1 protein-coding gene is annotated in these 243 nt (G+C 54.3%); it reads right to left on the bottom strand.

Annotation, left to right across the window (positions count from 1 at the left end; translation table 11 throughout):
* Positions 1–243, bottom strand: a 243-nt coding sequence (locus S1OALGB6SA_RS10345) for an RHS repeat-associated core domain-containing protein (protein ID WP_230204505.1), incomplete at both ends; no start/stop codon positions are given.

The raw sequence follows: 243 nt of genomic DNA, 5'->3' as shown, positions 1-243 counted from the left end.
AGGCGAAAGCAAAACCCGCTTCAATTTTACCGCCTACACCGCTTCCTCCGGACAAGTATATGCCAAGAGTACTTGATTCTTCCCCCGTCGGATCGGTATACTTCACTGGGTTGTTGCTCACATAGGCATACCAGTTGAGAGCCTCGATGACAGAATAGCCCTTGCGCATTCCTCCACTTTGCCCAGGGCCAAAGCCTTCCGGCCAGCCATCGGCTAGAGGCTCTCCATCCGCATCCATCGGGT

The organism is Olavius algarvensis spirochete endosymbiont, assembly GCA_900608495.1.
Taxonomy (GTDB): Bacteria; Spirochaetota; Spirochaetia; order DSM-2461; family DSM-2461; genus UBA2779.
This window is presented reverse-complemented; position numbering and strand designations above follow the sequence as displayed.